Below are 16324 nucleotides of genomic sequence, written 5' to 3' on the forward strand. Positions count from 1 at the left end.
GGAGCAAGCTCCGGTTTCGATGGTGTTAGTTTTTTGCGTACAGCAGCTCACTGTAGCGGGAGAGTTTTTGTAGCCGAATTTTTGCATTAGCAATAAAGGTTTCTTTGGCTTTCCCGTTGAGTGATTTTGATTGCGGCAGTTCGACTGTACGCGGGTTTTTATGAACCCCATTAACCAGAAACTCGTAATGCAGGTGCGGACCAGTGACTCGACCAGTTCCCCCCAGCGTACCGATCACCTGTCCCTGTTTTACTCGCTGACCCGTTTTAACAGTGCGGCGCGTCAGGTGCAGATATTTGGTGATGTAGGTGTTGCTGTGACGAATGAAAACGTAGTTACCGTTAAATTGGTTGTAGCTGGATTTTTCTACCACGCCGTCACCAGCTGCCCAAATCGGCGTGCCGACAGGGGCAACATAGTCAGTGCCACGGTGCGCTTTCACCTGACCAGTTACAGGGTGTAAGCGACGCGGATTAAAGTTGGACGAAACGCGGCGGAAATCGAGCGGAGAACGCAGGAATGCTTTTTTCATCGCACGGCCGTTTTCATCGTAATAGTTGCCCGTATTGTCATCCAGAATTGCGGTAAACGTGGTGCCTTGGTTGGTGAACATAGCGGCGATGATGTTACCCCGGCCAATCACTTCACCTTCAACGACTTTCTCCTGATACAGCAGTTTGAATGTATCGCCGCTACGAATATCGAGAGCAAAATCGACGTCCCAGCCAAAAATGCCTGCCAACTCCATGATTTGGTTCGCCGACAAACCAGCACTGACGGCAGCATTCCAGAAATTAGACGTGATCTCTGCTTCCGCATAATTGTATTGGTAGAAGATGTCTTTTTTATCAAATTCGGACGTGTAACCCGATTCTGAACGGGTTACAGAGAAGGTTTCGTACGCGCTGATTTTGCGTTTGAGCTGAATCAGATCGTTATTCTCATCAAAGCCAAACTGTAATTCATCACCGGGTCTTAAGCGTGACAACTGATTGTTGATATCGTCGTTGCTGGAGGTCAGCTCATATAGCTGACGGGAAGATAGGCCGATACGCTGAAACAGAACAGCAGCACTTTCCCCTGAGTGGACAGTGTGTTTCTCCCAACGCAAAACGGCAGAAGGCAAAATGGTTGCACCGGGAGAGAGCGCTTCACTATTAATAGCAAGCGGATAATGGTGTCCGACCTGGAGCCGGTTGGAATCGTTTCTCAGTGCCTCCGGATTCGGCAGAAAAAACAGGGCGATGACGATCAACGCACTGAACAGGGCAATTAACGCCCGGTGAATCCACGGAAGACGAGCAAAAATAGAAAGCATACTCGGGTTCGTTCAATGATTAATTAACAAAAACGCTAGTTCGTTAGTCTAACTGGTTTCAAAATTCATCGCTATTCAAGTAAGATGTCGAACTATTAAATTTTTGCCAAATCTGTGGGAGTGAACAAGAATGGCGAGTATTGAAGCTGCTTTAGCTGAGATTAAGCGTGGTGTCGAGGAGCTGATTCCGGAAGAAGAACTGATTGCCAAGCTGAAAGAAGGCCGTCCTCTGCGTATCAAATTGGGTGCGGATCCAACGGCTCCGGACATTCACCTTGGCCACACGGTAATCCTGAACAAGCTACGTACTTTCCAGGACTTAGGCCATGATGTGACGTTCCTTATCGGTGACTTCACTGGTATGGTTGGCGACCCAACAGGTAAAAATACCACGCGTCCGCCGCTGACTCGCGAAGATGTACTGCGCAACGCGGAAACCTACAAGCAACAGGTGTTCAAGATTCTGGACCCTGCTAAAACCAAGATTCAGTTTAACTCAGAATGGCTGTCTGAACTGGGTGCGGAAGGTATGATTCGTTTGGCGGCGAATCAAACGGTAGCGCGTATGCTTGAGCGTGATGATTTCAAAAAACGTTATGCGAACGGTCAGCCGATTGCGATTCATGAGTTTATGTATCCACTGCTGCAAGGCTACGATTCTGTCGCGATGGAAACCGATGTTGAGCTGGGTGGTACTGACCAGAAATTCAACTTGCTGATGGGGCGTGAGCTGCAAAAATCAAACGGCCAGAAGCCACAAGTTGTGCTGATGATGCCTCTACTGGTTGGTTTGGACGGCGAGAAGAAAATGTCGAAGTCAGCCAACAACTACATTGGTGTCAGCGAAGCGCCAAGTGAAATGTTTGGTAAGATCATGTCGATCTCGGATGATCTGATGTGGAGCTATTATGAGCTGCTGTCTTTCCGTCCTCTCGAAGAACTTCAGCAATTTAAAGCAGATGTGGCGAACGGTAAAAACCCTCGTGATATCAAAATCCTGCTGGCGAAAGAGATCATTGCTCGCTTCCATTCAGAAGCGGATGCGGATGCGGCAGAGCAAGAGTTCATTAACCGTTTCCAGAAAGGTGCGATGCCGGATGAAATGCCGGAGTTTGAATTTGAAGCGGGTATCGCGATTGCTAACCTGCTGAAAGACGCAGGCCTAGTTGGTTCAACGTCGGACGCTCTGCGTATGATCAAGCAAGGTGCGGTAAAGCAAGACGGTGAAAAACTGGATGACGCGAAACGGGTTCCTGAGGTAGGCACATCGGTTTATCAAGTTGGTAAGCGTAAGTTTGCGCGAGTAACGGTAAAGTAATTGACGGTTACCACAACGATTAAATGAAAAGCGCCTCAGGGCGCTTTTTTTGTGGGGTGGTTTGGAGCGATATAGGTTTTTAAGCGCAGGATAAACCAAGTTTCAAACAGCAGCAGTGCTGCAATCGCATATTGCCAGTGGGTATTCTGTGCCATGAAATACCACACACTCCCCATCGACAGCCAAATGACGGTCAGCGACTGCCACTTTTCCGCCCGGGTAAATCCTTGTTTATGGTGTAACCGCCTGGCCAACGGCCCCAGCCTTTGGTGTTGCAGCAACCATTGCTGAAATCTCGGTGACGATACGCCAAAGCAGTACAGAGCCAGCAGCAAAAAGGGCACGGTGGGCAGAAGCGGTACGGTGGCGCCGATGGCACCCAGAATCACACAGGTGATACCGACACACTGATAACCTTTGCGTTTTATTCGGTTCATCAATAACGTGAATCCTATGATTTTCATCGCGTTATAAACAGTATCGAAGCGATTTAACCAGATGTCGAGGTGCTGAGAAAATTTACGCTGATTTGACTGTTTTTTAGGTTTTGGTTTGCTACAATCCCCCGCTGCTTTAAATGCCGCGTAATTTCGGAGACTAACATGAACAATACCGACCATCCCCCTAGTATGAAGGGAGAAAAATAACCCGCTGTTGGTATTGGCTTGTTCGCCCTGCCTGCGCGGTAGGGAACCTTTTCTCAAATTCCTCTCTATTTTTCTCCATTCCTCTAGTTGATAAGCCTTGGTATGTCACACGTAATGACGTGTGAAACGCTGTTGATGCCTGCTTATCGATGGTCGTTACCTATGCCAATCGGGAGATTCGCCATGACGGTAATGAACAACTACTACATTGAAAACAATGCCTATTTTTCTCAAGAGGAAATCGGCGCTGCGCGTAACGCATTTTTGCAATACGATGAACAAACGCAAGTACATTTGCTGACGGTTATGCCGATTGATGAAGCGGTGGCGATTTTGCACCACTGTTCGGTTGGCTATGTCCAGCATTTGCTGAACTTGCTGGATAAAGAAGATCACGATAAACGTGCTCGTCACTATGCCCACCGCTTGGGTTTCATTCACTCAGAGGTGGAGACGTCGCACAGCTATCTGAATACCAGTGTGATGGAGCATGTGAAACATCGTATCGGATGGATCATTTCGCTGGCTTTGCTGGGTATTGTGTCAGGCCTGATCATTTCGCACTATGAAGACACGTTGAGTCAGTTAGTATTGCTGGCGGTGTATATGCCTGTGATCGCGGCTGCGGGCGGTAACACTGGCAGTCAGGCAGCTACATTGGTGATCAGTGCTCTTGCGACGGGCGAGCTTAAAAAGCGGCAGTGGGTGAGTGTGCTGTGGAAAGAGAGCCGGGTGGCATTGTGTATCGCATTGGCCATTTCGCTGGTCATGATTGGCCGCATTCTGCTGTTCAGCGATCCGAATGCGGCTGGGGGATTCAGTTTGAATAGCATTGCGCTGGCGATCGCCATTGCGCTGTTTATTCAAGTGACGATCTCAACCACACTGGGCGGTATTCTGCCTATCATCGCCCGGGCTTGTAAGCTGGATCCTGCGGTGCTGGTCAGCCCGGTATTGGCATCGATCGTCGATATCTCAGGGATGTGGATCTACTTTACTGTTGTGAACCATGTGCTTGGCTTAGGCTGAGAACCTGATGATAAAATCCGGACTCAAACTGAGTAATGGGTGCTTCGACCGGAAGCTCAGTTTGGGACTCTGGCGGGAAATAGTCGGTGACATACTGAATAAACAGTGTCTCCGGCTTGCCCTGTTTGTCCAGTCCGAAACCAACCACGTTGTGTGTACCGTACAGCGAACCACTCTTACCTTTGATCTTGCCTTTCACTTCATCGCTGCGCATGCTGCGGCGATATTTGAGTGTGCCACTCTCACCAGCAACAGGAAGCAAATCGATAAGCCCTAATTCCTGATCGTGTTGCCAGACGTAGATGAGGATCTGGCGCATGCTGTCGAGACGAATTCGGTTGTTGCGTGATAAGCCAGATCCGTCGGTGAGCTGTGCGTCAGCCAGTGAAATGCCTGTACGCGCAAAAATGATCTGTTTGATCGCTTCGGTACCGTTGGTAAAGCTGCCTGGTTGAAGGAAAAAATGGTGTCCTAGCGTTTTGGTCAGCGTGTCAGCAATCAGATTGTCAGAATCTTTAAGCATGGTATCCAATAGCTGAGTCAGGCTTTCGGATTGGTGAGTGGCAATCACTTGAGCGGTTTTTCCGGGCAGAGCGCCAATTCTTACTTCACCTTTTAAAGTGATGCCCAATTGATTGAGCAATTTATACACCAGACGCTGAGCATACAAATCTGTATTCTGCACGGCGAATTTCAGCGGTAGAGGCTTTGTTCGACTGGGCAGGCAGCCTGCGAGACGATAATGGTTTTCCGGTGATGTGGTGAGCTCTAAATCGCAATGCTGGCTTTGTTGTTCGGTATCGCTCACGCTGCGAGCTTCGGAAATCACATGCACCGGGTAATGCTCAGGAACGAATACGCGGGTTCGGCCATCATCCTGAGTATAAATGGATGCCTGAATGCAGTTTCCATCAAGATTAATCGTGCTGACCGGAGCACTGTAACATACGCCCATGACGTCCCAGGGCCAACCGACCGCGCGCTCGTATCCGGTAAAGCGGCGATTATCAAGCCATAAGTCGCCCGTGATGGTCGATCCTTGCTGTTGTTTGAGTGCTCTGAGCAGTGTTTTCACATCGTCGGTTTTGAGCGTGGGATCTCCACTGAACACCAGCGCTGCGTTATTTCCGGAAACGGCTAATGTTGTTTCAAAGCGAAAATCCAGCCCTAACTCTAACTGGCTCGCTAATGCGGTGATCACTTTTAATGTGCTGGCTGGCGGAAAATACTCTCCGGTTTGCAGACGTTCACTCGGCTCTGCGTTATTGAGCGACTGGATAAGCAGCCCAGTGCGAGCGCCGTTCGGTAAAGATTGCGTGTTTAGCTGCGCCGAACCCGCTACGGAAAAGAAAACACAGTACAGGGAGAAGGAAACGACACAGAATTGTCGGGGTTGAAATAAAGACATAACGCCTGATCACTGGGGAAATGGTGACAGAGAGTATAGCGAGATAGAAAAACGCCTGCTAGTAAGCAGGCGTTTTGCGATTGACAGATGAATGTCAAATTAGAAGTCGTAACGCAGACCCAGTGCGATTTCGTCTTCAGCGTCAACTTTAGTTGCAGTGCCTTTACCAGTTGAAGTACCGATAGTATCGCCTTTGTCAATCAGGTTGAAGTTGTACGATACGTAAGCACGGAAGTTAGGCTTGAAGTAGTAAGTCGCGTCTACTGCCAGGTTGTCAGCAGAAGTTTCACTTTCAGTTTCAGCGTTGTTGTAAGTAGTAGTGAATACAGTTTGGTTCAGAGTGTAAGCTGCTGCTAGCTCGTAACCAGTGTAGTCGTACTTGTTGCGGTTTGAATCTTGTTTCTCACCGTCAGTAAACAGACCTGCGAAGTAGAAATCAGAAACGGTGTAAGACGCTGCTAGCATGTATTCGTTAGCTTTGTCTTGGTCAGCGTAGCCAGCACCTAGTTTCACGCCAGTGTCGCCGATTGCGTAGATAGCAGACAGAGAGTAACCATCTTGTTTGTTATCAGAGAAAGTTGAACCGTCATCGCTACGGTCTGCAAAACGGTAAGTTGCACGTAGAGCTAGGTCAGAGAACTGGCCTTTGTATGCAATCATGTTGTCTGCACGGTCAGCAACAGTCAGTTTGTCTGCTGCAGAGTTACCGTGGTAAGCCATGATATCGGTAAAGTCAGTGATTACACCCAGTGAGCCTTCAGTTTTACCGTAAGATACTTCACCGAAGTTGCCGCCGATTCCAGCGTATGCGTAACGACTAGTCAGGTTATCGCTATCGCTGTCGATATCGCCGCCATCGTTAGTAGTCAGTTCAGCTTCGTAGAAACCTAGACCGTACAGGCTATCGTTGATTTGAGTTTTGCCCAGAACGTTGATACGCACACGAGTTTTGTCGTCTGCTTTGCCATCTTTCAGAGACAGACGTGCTTCAGCACGGCCGCCTAGCGCCAGAGAAGTACCATCTTGGTTGTATAGTTCACCAGCGTTTACGCCAGTAGCCACTGCTGCAGCTGAGACCGCAAGAGCAATCAGAGTCTTTTTCATCTTATTAAGTCCTAGTTTACTGTCCATAAGTAATAATTCAGCCACGTTGTTTTATCTAACGTGCGGCGAATATTTAAATGTGTCTAGTTGAATACCTCTTACATATTAGTATTCACACAGAACATTCAAAGCGTTCGTGGCTCAATTTGTACCCTCAAAGTTCCTCAATCAGTTAGTAAAATGATATAAATCCAGCTTATGAACAGTGTTTTATTGTCAATAAAAAAATATCAACTTGTTGTTTTTAAATGTTTTTGTTTGGTTTTGTGAAAGGTTTTAAATGGTAAAGAAAGTTGAATTCTTTATCTTTTTTTACGTGTTTTAGCGGAAATTCTAAACAAATGAATTGTGCAGCAGATCACGCAGAATCTTACAGGTTGGGCTTAATCTCAATTTCTGGTCGCAAAACTTGAATTTGGATGATTTCATCGGCATGTTTGTTTACACTAATCTGCAAATGATTCATCGAGTACTACCTAATCCTTTTTTAGGGGTTGGGTAGTTTTGTATTGTCCAAAGATAGCTTTGGCATAGAGGTATAAAATGGAAAAAGTTCCGATGACACTTCGCGGCGAAAAGATGCTGCGTGAAGAACTGGATAGACTACTTAAGCTTCGTCCGAAGATTTCAGAAGCGATTGCGGAAGCGCGCGAATTGGGCGATCTAAAAGAAAACGCAGAGTATCATGCCGCTCGTGAAGAGCAGGGCATCTGTGAAGCGCAAATTCGCGATATCGAATTCAAGCTGTCAGTGGCTCAAGTTATTGACGTCACCAAACTGGAAAACACTGGCAAAATCATCTTTGGTTCAACCGTGACTCTGATTGACGTTGATACTGATGAAGAGAAAACGTACCAAATCGTGGGCGAAGATGAAGCAGACATCAAATCTGGCCGCATCTCTGTAAGTTCGCCAATTGCACGTGGGCTGATTGGTAAGATGGAAGGCGATGAAGTGACTATCTCGACACCCGGTGGTGAAAAGGTGTTTGAGATCGACCGCGTCGACTATCTATAAAACACGCGAAACGCAGACACTAATAATCAAAAAGGTCGCATCATGCGACCTTTTTGTAATCTTAAGTAACCGAAATTACTTGCGTGGCAGTTCGATTTTACGTTGTTCAGACGGACGGAAAAGAACCAATACTTTGCCGATTACCTGAACTTTCTCTGCTCCGGTCTCACGAACAATTGCATCTACAATCAGATGTTTAGTTTCGCGATCCTCTGATACCACTTTCACTTTAATCAGTTCGTGGTGGTCAAGCGCAATTTCGATTTCCGCTAAAACAGCTTCAGTAAGTCCGTTGCCACCCATCAGCACAACCGGTTTTAAATTGTGTGCCAGGGCTTTTAGATGCTGCTTTTGTTTGTTGCTTAGGTTCATTACGCGCCCAATTTTCTTTACTATTAGGGTTGAAAAAACACATTTTAACGCCATCTATCTTGGAAGACTATATTTTCTACCATACTTTCTCAGATAGAGGCTGCTAAGTTAGGAATCGAATGAGTAAACAGAAGCATTCGGCGAGCTCCGGCCGCTGGTTGAAAGAACATTTTGACGACAAATACGTAAACGAAGCTAAAAAGAAAGGTTATCGTTCACGTGCTATCTTCAAAATAGAAGAGATTCAAAGTAAAGATAAATTATTGCAGCCAGGCATGACAGTCGTCGACTTAGGCGCCGCGCCAGGGGGCTGGTCGCAATATGCAGTTGGAATCGTTGGTGACGAGGGGCAAGTGATTGCTTGCGATATTTTGCCTATGGATTCGATTGCTGGTGTTTCATTCCTGCAGGGCGACTTCCGTGAGGAAGCGGTATTGGATGCGCTGCTGGAACGGATCCAACCGGATATGGTTGACGTAGTAATGTCTGATATGGCGCCAAATATGGCGGGTAACCTGTCCGTGGACCAACCACGAGCTATGTATCTGGTGGAATTAGCTTTAGATATGTGTCGACAAGTTCTTGCACCTAATGGTAGTTTTGTGGTCAAAGTGTTCCAGGGCGAAGGGTTTGACCAGTATGTCAAGGATGTCCGAGACATGTTCAAAGCGGTTAAAATCCGTAAACCCGATTCTTCAAGGGCGCGTTCCCGCGAAGTCTACATCGTCGCCACCGGTTACAAAGGTTAACTATTTTGCCCATAGTGGGAAAAGTTAACACTATGGCTACAGCCTACAAACTGTAGTACCCTACCTTTAATTACAACTAGTTATCGCGAGGCTTACACCTTGAGTGACATGGCAAAAAATTTAATTCTGTGGCTTGTGATTGCGGTCGTACTGATGTCTGTATTCCAGAGCTTTGGCCCTGGTGACAGTAACGGCAGAACCATCGATTACACCACATTTGTACAGGAAGTTGGCCAAGGCCAGATTCAGGAAGCTCAATTCAATAACAGTGAAATTTCTTTCACCCGTCGTGGTGGAAGTACTCGCTACGTCACTTACATGCCAGTGTATGACCAGAAGTTGCTGGATGACCTGATTAATCAGAACGTCAAAGTTCAAGGCACACCTCCGGAAGAGCAAAGTTTACTGGGCACCATCTTTATCTCTTGGTTCCCGATGATTCTGCTTATCGGTGTATGGATTTTCTTCATGCGTCAAATGCAGGGCGGCGGCGGCAAAGGCGCAATGTCCTTTGGTAAGAGCAAAGCTCGCATGATGAGTGAAGAGCAGATCAAAACCACGTTTGGTGACGTCGCTGGTTGTGACGAAGCCAAAGAAGACGTGAAAGAACTGGTGGATTATCTGCGTGATCCGAGCCGCTTCCAGAAACTGGGCGGTAAGATTCCGACGGGTGTTCTGATGGTGGGTCCTCCAGGTACTGGTAAAACCTTGCTGGCTAAAGCGATTGCCGGTGAAGCGAAAGTCCCATTCTTCACAATCTCCGGTTCTGATTTCGTTGAAATGTTTGTTGGTGTCGGTGCCTCTCGTGTGCGTGACATGTTCGAGCAAGCGAAAAAAGCCGCACCATGTATCATCTTTATTGATGAGATCGATGCTGTTGGTCGCCAACGTGGTGCGGGTGTCGGTGGTGGTCACGATGAACGTGAACAAACCCTGAACCAGATGCTGGTTGAAATGGATGGTTTTGAAGGTAACGAAGGTATTATCGTTATCGCTGCAACCAACCGTCCGGACGTACTTGACCCTGCGCTGCTGCGTCCTGGCCGTTTCGACCGTCAGGTTGTTGTTGGACTGCCCGATGTTCGCGGTCGTGAACAAATTCTGAAAGTACACATGCGTAAAGTACCGCTGGCTGGCGATGTGGAACCTTCGCTGATTGCTCGTGGTACGCCAGGTTTCTCGGGGGCTGATCTTGCGAACCTTGTGAACGAAGCGGCTCTGTTTGCCGCTCGTGGTAACAAACGCAACGTTTCGATGGTTGAGTTTGAACTGGCCAAAGACAAAATCATGATGGGTGCTGAGCGCCGTTCAATGGTGATGTCTGAAGAGACTAAAGAATCGACGGCTTACCATGAAGCGGGTCACGCTATTGTTGGTCGCCTGGTTCCTGAGCACGACCCTGTTTATAAAGTGTCGATCATTCCACGTGGTCGCGCTCTTGGTGTGACTATGTATCTGCCAGAGCAAGACCGAGTGAGTATGTCTAAACAGCATCTCGAGTCGATGATTTCCAGCCTGTATGGTGGTCGTTTGGCGGAAGAACTGATTTACGGCGTTGAAAAAGTGTCTACGGGTGCGTCTAACGACATTGAACGTGCGACAGATATTGCGCGTAAGATGGTGACGCAATGGGGCTTCTCGGAAAAACTGGGCCCTATGTTGTATGCGGAAGAAGAAGGCGAAGTATTCTTAGGCCGCAGTGTAACGCAGACTAAGCACATGTCAGATGACACCGCGAAACTGATAGACGATGAAGTTCGTAAGATCATCGATCGCAACTACGAGCGTGCACGCAAAATTCTGATCGACAATATGGATATCATGCATTCAATGAAAGATGCACTGATGAAGTATGAGACGATTGATGCGGGTCAGATCGATGATCTGATGGCTCGCAAAGAAGATATTCGTGAACCAGCGGGTTGGGGAGATCGTGCGAATGCGGCACCTCAGGATAAAGCAGAGTCAGAAGTGAAAGCCGAAGAGCCGGCTGCTACTGCTGCTCCGTCTGATGAGCAAACCGCAGACCAAGAGTCAGCACAACCAGCTGATAAGAAAGACGCAGAGTAATCCTTCTCTTATATTAAAACCCCGACTTGTTCGGGGTTTTCTGTTTCAGGCCAAATCTATTTTCAGGGACTTATGAAAATACAAACTGCAACTAAAACTCTCGAACTTGATCGCCCACATGTAATGGGGATTCTCAACACCACGCCGGATTCTTTCTCTGACGGTGGCAGCTACACCACGCTGGACAAAGCGCTGGAAAGAGCGCAAAAGATGATCGCAGCCGGTGTCAGTATCATCGATATTGGTGGCGAATCGACGAGGCCAGGCGCGCCGGAAGTTAGTTTAGAAGAAGAACTTGAGCGAGTTATCCCAATTGTAAAAGCCATTCGTGAGCGCAATCAGGATGTGTGGATTTCAGTGGATACTAGTAAAGCGGAAGTGATGCGTCAGTCTGTAGCTGCGGGCGCTGATTTGATCAATGATATCCGTTCATTGACCGAGCCGGGTGCGCTTGAAGTTGCCGCGGCCGCGAATGTTCCTGTATGCATCATGCACATGAAAGGCCAGCCGAAGACCATGCAGCAAAATCCGCAATATGGCGATCTAATGGCTGAAGTCGAAGCGTTTCTTCTGGAGCGTATGGCTGCATGTGAGGCAGCAGGTATTGCTCGTGAGAATATTATCCTCGATCCTGGATTTGGCTTTGGTAAATCCATCGAACACAATTATCATCTGCTGGCGAACTTGGAACAGTTCCATCGTTTTGGCTTGCCTGTCTTGGCTGGTATGTCACGCAAGTCTATGATTTTTAAATTGTTAGATAAAAAACCCGCGGATTGTATGGTCGCCAGTGTGACTTGTGCATCGATTGCTGCGATGAAAGGTGCGCAGATTATTCGTGTGCATGATGTCGAAGAGACACTGGAAGCGATGACGATCATCGAAACGATGAACAAAAACAGCACATTATAAAAACTAAGGAATCATCATGTCTGATCAAAGACGTTATTTTGGTACTGACGGTGTACGTGGCAAAGTTGGCCAATATCCAATTACACCGGATTTCGTATTAAAGCTTGGCTGGGCGGCTGGACGAGTGCTGGCTAAGCAAGGCACTAAGAAAGTCATCATAGGTAAAGATACCCGTATTTCTGGCTACATGTTGGAGTCTGCGCTTGAGGCAGGCTTGGCAGCCGCTGGTTTGAAAGCCATTTTTACCGGACCAATGCCGACACCGGCGGTGGCGTATCTGACTCAAACTTTCCGCGCAGAAGCGGGAATTGTGATTTCTGCATCACATAATCCCTACTACGATAACGGCATTAAGTTCTTCTCTTCGGAAGGCACCAAACTGCCAGATGATATCGAGTTGGCGATTGAAGCAGAGTTGGACAAACAGATTGAGTGCGTTGAATCGGCAGAGCTGGGTAAAGCCTCGCGGCTGGTCGATGCTGCAGGTCGCTATATCGAATTTTGTAAGAGCACATTTCCCTCCAAGCTGAGCCTGGCTGGATTAAAAATTGTGGTCGACTGTGCGCACGGCGCCACCTACCACATTGCACCGAATGTATTTAAAGAGCTGGGTGCCGATGTCATCGCAATGGGTGTTGAGCCTGATGGTCTGAACATCAACGATAAAGTGGGCGCGACGGATGTGCGTGCGCTGCAACAACGGGTTGTTGATGAACAAGCTGACCTTGGCCTTGCCTTTGACGGTGATGGTGACCGCATTATCATGGTTGATGAACTGGGTAATAAAGTCGATGGCGATCAGATTGCCTACATTATTGCTCGCGATGCGCTACGCCGTGGCGAGCTGAAAGGCGGCGTTGTCGGTACGTTGATGACCAACCTTGGTATGGAAAATGGTCTCAAACAGCTGGGTATTCCGTTCATTCGGGCTGCGGTCGGTGACCGTTATGTCATGGAAAAACTGCAGGAAAAAGGTTGGCTGATTGGCGCTGAAAACTCAGGCCATGTTATTTTGCTGGATAAAGTCACTACAGGTGATGCCATTGTGGCGGCGCTGCAGGTGTTAGCCTCTGTGGTGGGGAGCGAAATGACGTTGAGTGAGCTGGCCAAAGGCATGGTCCTTTATCCGCAAGTGCTGGAAAATGTGCGTTTCAGTGGCGACAACAATCCTCTGGAAGCGGAAGCGGTGATTGCATCAGTTAAAGAAGTGGAAGCTGAGTTGGGTGATAAAGGACGTGTTCTGCTGCGTAAATCAGGCACCGAGCCTTTGATTCGCGTGATGGTTGAAGGTGAAGATGCTGCGCTAGTGAAAGCGTCTGCGTTGAAAATTGCTGAAGCGGTAAAAGTGAACTGCTAAACGCAGGCCACCACTTGCCCGATACACTAGGTTATTGAAAAATGGTCGGCAAATCGGGCAAGTTTTTGATTACGCTTTCTTTGAACCTTTTTTGACCGTTTGATTCATAAACTCGACTTTTTTCGAAAATTCCGCTTGTCAGTCAAACTTGCATTCGTTAGTATTGCCTCCGCCTTCGAAGAGGAGGTCGCTAGCCTTGTTCAAGTCGAATGATTGAACGGCGCTGGCTCAACAATTTGGAACATAGGTGGAAGTAATGTTTACAGTTCTACTTGTGATTTACCTGTTGGCAGCGGTTGGTATCATTGGCCTGGTGTTGATTCAACAAGGTAAAGGCGCAGATATGGGAGCCTCTTTCGGTGCTGGTGCTTCAAACACAGTGTTTGGCGCGAGCGGCTCAGGTAACTTCCTAACCCGAATGACTGCAATTTTTGCAACCGTATTTTTTATCATCAGCTTGGTGCTAGGCAATATGTCAACGCATAAGACTGAATCACAATGGGTTGACCCATCGCAAGGTCAGGTGATTCAACAGAAAGCTGCTGAGACAGTGAGTGAAGCTCCAGCTAAATCAAGCGACGAAATTCCTCACTAACTTATCGAAAGCGATAAGTCAGGTTATGCCGAGATGGTGAAATTGGTAGACACACTAGCATGAGGTGCTAGCGCCCTAGGTGTGAGGGTTCGAGTCCCTCTCTCGGCACCATATTTACAAACTTGTAAATCACCTTGTAGAGCGTATAATTGCTTACAAGTCGGACGCGGGGTGGAGCAGCTTGGTAGCTCGTCGGGCTCATAACCCGAAGGTCGTTGGTTCAAATCCGGCCCCCGCAACCATCTAACCTCTAGGGTTACGGATGCAAGTTTGGCAGTGTTAACCTCACTGCAGTTGAGAAGAAATTCTCAATTTATCAGGGTCCAGCAACAAAAAACCCCGACTTTCGGGGTTTTTTGTTATCTGAATTTTTCATCCGAAAATTCAGGTGCTTGCTTGGAATTTAAATTGGGCTCTATGCCCTTTTTTTGTTTCTGGAGTGGTTTAAATGACTGGTTTAGAAAGACAACTTACTGAAATGCTTGACGCTCCAGTAGCTGCATCAGGTTATGAGTTAGTTGGATTAGAATTTGTCCGTGCAGGACAGCACTCAACGCTACGTATCTATATCGATCACGAAAACGGAATTACCGTGGATGACTGTGCAGAAGTAAGTCATCAAGTGAGTGCAGTGTTGGATGTTGAAGATCCAATTACAGTGGCTTACAACCTTGAAGTTTCTTCACCTGGTTTAGAAAGACCACTTTTTAAAGCTGCACACTATGAACAATTTAAAGGTCACGAGGTCAGCATCGTGTTGAAAATGGCTGTGGGTAACCGCCGCAAGTGGAAAGGTGAAATCCTTGGCGCAGACGGTGAAACCATCAATGTCATGGTTGAAGGGCAGGAAGAACATTTCGCTCTCAGCAACATTTCAAAAGCTAACCTGATCCCTAAATTTTAAGTCTTAGAGGCTATAACAATGAGTAAAGAAATTTTAGCGGTTGTTGAGGCGGTTTCTAACGAGAAAGCGGTACCTCGTGAGCGTATTTTTGAAGCGCTGGAAACTGCGCTGGCTACATCAACAAAGAAGAAATATGAAATCGAAATCGATGTTCGTGTTGCTATTGACCGTAAAACTGGTGAGTTCGATACGTTCCGTCGCTGGCTGGTTGTTGATGAAGTAGAAAACCCAACTAAAGAAATCTCTTTAGAAGCGGCGGTTTACGATGATGAATCAGTCAAACTGGGTGACTACATCGAAGATGAAATCGAATCCGTAACGTTTGACCGTATCACGACTCAAACGGCGAAGCAGGTTATCGTACAGAAAGTGCGTGAAGCTGAACGTGCACAAATCGTTGAACAGTTCATCGACAATGAAGGCGAACTGATCACTGGTGTGGTGAAGAAAGTAAACCGTGACACCGTGATTCTGGATCTGGGTAACAACGCAGAAGCGGTCATCCTACGTGAAGACCAACTGCCACGTGAAAACTTCCGCCCAGGCGACCGCGTACGTGGTCTGCTGTACAAAGTGGCGCCAGAAGCGCGTGGTTTCCAACTGTTCGTTACTCGTTCTAAGCCAGAAATGCTGGCAGAACTATTCCGTGTTGAAGTGCCAGAAATCGGTGAAGAGCTGATTGAACTGAAAGGCGCTGCGCGCGATCCGGGTTCTCGTGCGAAAATTGCCGTGAAAACCAACGACAAACGTATTGACCCTGTGGGTGCGTGTGTTGGTATGCGTGGTGCGCGCGTTCAGGCGGTTTCAGGCGAGCTGGGCGGCGAGCGTATCGATATCGTGCTTTGGGATGATAACCCAGCGCAATTCGTGATTAATGCAATGGCTCCAGCGGATGTAGCGTCGATCATCGTTGATGAAGATGCACACGCCATGGACATCGCTGTTGAAGCAGACAATCTGGCACAGGCAATCGGCCGTAACGGTCAGAACGTACGCCTGGCATCTCAACTGACTGGTTGGGAACTGAACGTTATGACAGTGGCAGATCTGCAGAAGAAACACCAAGAAGAGTCAATGGCTTCTATCGAAAACTTCATGAAGTACCTAGATATCGAACAGGACTTTGCGGAGCTTCTGGTTGAAGAAGGTTTCTCGACTCTGGAAGAAATCGCTTACGTTCCAGTGAATGAGCTACTGGAAGTAGACGGCCTGGATGAAGATCTGGTTGAAGAACTACGTAACCGTGCCAAAGATGCGCTGACTACCATCGCATTGGCACAAGAAGAATCGTTTGACGGCCTGGAGCCTGCAGAAGATCTGCTGGCACTGGAAGGCCTAGAGCGCGAAATGGCGTTCAAACTGGCTGCGAAAGGTGTTGCGACACTGGAAGATCTGGCAGACCAGGGTATCGACGATCTTGAAGGTATTGAAGGCCTAACCGAAGAGCGTGCGGGCGAATTAATTATGGCGGCTCGCAACATTTGTTGGTTCGGCGAAGACGCATAATTTTCAGCAAGGGGAGGA

At 47.7% G+C, this 16324-nt stretch carries 15 protein-coding genes and 2 tRNA genes; 12 read left to right on the plus strand and 5 right to left on the minus strand.

The window, feature by feature from the left end:
• Positions 1-25 precede the first annotated feature (25 nt).
• A complete protein-coding gene (locus JIG40_RS22275; RefSeq protein WP_020332033.1) occupies positions 26-1318 on the minus strand; it encodes a peptidoglycan DD-metalloendopeptidase family protein in 1293 nt (430 codons plus the stop codon).
• 130 nt (positions 1319-1448) lie between these two features.
• On the opposite strand from JIG40_RS22275, the gene tyrS reads away from it, so the two are divergent.
• Positions 1449-2636, plus strand: a complete 1188-nt coding sequence (tyrS, locus tag JIG40_RS22280) for a tyrosine--tRNA ligase (RefSeq protein WP_158142602.1) — start codon at positions 1449-1451, stop codon at positions 2634-2636.
• Between the two features lie 35 nt (positions 2637-2671).
• Here tyrS and JIG40_RS22935 read toward each other — a convergent pair whose 3' ends face one another.
• Entirely contained in the window at positions 2672-3340 is a 669-nt protein-coding gene (locus JIG40_RS22935) for a YbaN family protein (protein ID WP_244662712.1), read from the minus strand.
• Between the two features lie 126 nt (positions 3341-3466).
• On the opposite strand from JIG40_RS22935, the gene JIG40_RS22290 reads away from it, so the two are divergent.
• On the plus strand, positions 3467-4312 hold the full coding sequence (locus JIG40_RS22290) for a magnesium transporter (protein WP_032082213.1): 846 nt from the start codon (positions 3467-3469) through the stop codon (positions 4310-4312).
• On the opposite strand, the gene dacB is transcribed toward JIG40_RS22290, so the two are convergent.
• The gene (dacB, locus tag JIG40_RS22295; RefSeq protein WP_199466111.1) at positions 4278-5720 is read right to left on the minus strand and encodes a serine-type D-Ala-D-Ala carboxypeptidase; all 1443 of its coding nucleotides are present in this window, start codon (positions 5718-5720) and stop codon (positions 4278-4280) included. The genes JIG40_RS22290 and dacB overlap by 35 nt on opposite strands.
• 99 nt (positions 5721-5819) lie before the next feature.
• On the minus strand, positions 5820-6824 hold the full coding sequence (locus JIG40_RS22300) for a porin (RefSeq protein ID WP_061056168.1): 1005 nt from the start codon (positions 6822-6824) through the stop codon (positions 5820-5822).
• Between the two features lie 543 nt (positions 6825-7367).
• Between JIG40_RS22300 and greA the strand changes: the two genes are divergently transcribed.
• Positions 7368-7841 (plus strand): transcription elongation factor GreA, encoded by a 474-nt coding sequence (greA, locus tag JIG40_RS22305; RefSeq protein WP_020332039.1) that lies wholly within the window; start codon positions 7368-7370, stop codon positions 7839-7841.
• Between the two features lie 75 nt (positions 7842-7916).
• On the opposite strand, the gene yhbY is transcribed toward greA, so the two are convergent.
• Complete coding sequence (yhbY, locus tag JIG40_RS22310) at positions 7917-8213, minus strand: ribosome assembly RNA-binding protein YhbY (RefSeq protein ID WP_004728967.1); 297 nt, start codon at positions 8211-8213, stop codon at positions 7917-7919.
• 119 nt (positions 8214-8332) lie between these two features.
• Between yhbY and rlmE the strand changes: the two genes are divergently transcribed.
• The 9 genes from rlmE to nusA all read left to right on the plus strand — a co-directional run bounded on the left by rlmE (position 8333) and on the right by nusA (position 16306).
• Positions 8333-8962, plus strand: a complete 630-nt coding sequence (rlmE, locus tag JIG40_RS22315; protein ID WP_020430511.1) for a 23S rRNA (uridine(2552)-2'-O)-methyltransferase RlmE — start codon at positions 8333-8335, stop codon at positions 8960-8962.
• 99 nt (positions 8963-9061) lie between these two features.
• A complete protein-coding gene (gene ftsH, locus JIG40_RS22320) occupies positions 9062-11032 on the plus strand; it encodes an ATP-dependent zinc metalloprotease FtsH (RefSeq protein WP_024373690.1) in 1971 nt (656 codons plus the stop codon).
• Positions 11033-11104: 72 nt separating this feature from the next.
• Positions 11105-11944, plus strand: a complete 840-nt coding sequence (gene folP, locus JIG40_RS22325) for a dihydropteroate synthase (RefSeq protein WP_158130014.1) — start codon at positions 11105-11107, stop codon at positions 11942-11944.
• Positions 11945-11960: 16 nt separating this feature from the next.
• Positions 11961-13301, plus strand: a complete 1341-nt coding sequence (gene glmM / locus JIG40_RS22330) for a phosphoglucosamine mutase (RefSeq protein WP_199466112.1) — start codon at positions 11961-11963, stop codon at positions 13299-13301.
• A 256-nt stretch (positions 13302-13557) separates the two neighbouring features.
• Positions 13558-13896 (plus strand): preprotein translocase subunit SecG, encoded by a 339-nt coding sequence (gene secG, locus JIG40_RS22335; protein ID WP_024374244.1) that lies wholly within the window; start codon positions 13558-13560, stop codon positions 13894-13896.
• A gap of 27 nt (positions 13897-13923) precedes the next feature.
• Positions 13924-14007: transfer RNA gene (locus tag JIG40_RS22340), tRNA-Leu, on the plus strand.
• A 54-nt stretch (positions 14008-14061) separates the two neighbouring features.
• A tRNA-Met gene (locus tag JIG40_RS22345) sits at positions 14062-14138 on the plus strand.
• Between the two features lie 206 nt (positions 14139-14344).
• Entirely contained in the window at positions 14345-14800 is a 456-nt protein-coding gene (gene rimP / locus JIG40_RS22350) for a ribosome maturation factor RimP (RefSeq protein WP_020332045.1), read from the plus strand.
• A gap of 18 nt (positions 14801-14818) precedes the next feature.
• Positions 14819-16306, plus strand: a complete 1488-nt coding sequence (gene nusA / locus JIG40_RS22355) for a transcription termination factor NusA (protein ID WP_020332046.1) — start codon at positions 14819-14821, stop codon at positions 16304-16306.
• Positions 16307-16324 lie beyond the last annotated feature (18 nt).

It is taken from the genome of Vibrio sp. bablab_jr001, from assembly GCF_016464285.1.
Lineage (GTDB): Bacteria > Pseudomonadota > Gammaproteobacteria > Enterobacterales > Vibrionaceae > Vibrio > Vibrio fluvialis.